The organism is Bacillus sp. SIMBA_005 (assembly GCF_046535585.1).
Lineage (GTDB): Bacteria > Bacillota > Bacilli > Bacillales > Bacillaceae > Bacillus > Bacillus pumilus.
This window is the reverse complement of sequence record NZ_JAWRWI010001189.1, coordinates 1-235: the sequence shown is the minus strand read 5'-3', so window position 1 is coordinate 235 and position 235 is coordinate 1. Positions and strand designations below refer to the sequence as shown.

General features: G+C 70.2%; 1 protein-coding gene. It reads right to left on the bottom strand.

Annotated elements, in window-relative coordinates; translation table 11 throughout:
• On the bottom strand, nucleotides 1-235 hold a 235-nt coding region (locus SB660_RS23845), incomplete at both ends, for an ABC transporter permease (protein WP_410585082.1).

Here is a 235-nt window from a genome sequence, read left to right as displayed (position 1 = left end):
GGGCCGTCCCCGTCGGAAGGATGACGGCATCGCGCAGATCGCCGTGCGTCTGCAGCTCGCCCACGATCCCGATCACCGCGTAGGCCGTGCCGTCGATGAAGATGGACGGCTGGCTGTCGACGCGGGCGATGTTGAGTTTCTCGGCGACCCGCGATCCGAGCACGGCGACGCGGTCGCCGCGCGCATCGTGGCCGTCGTCGAACATCCGGCCCGTCTGCATCTCCCCGCCCACGAC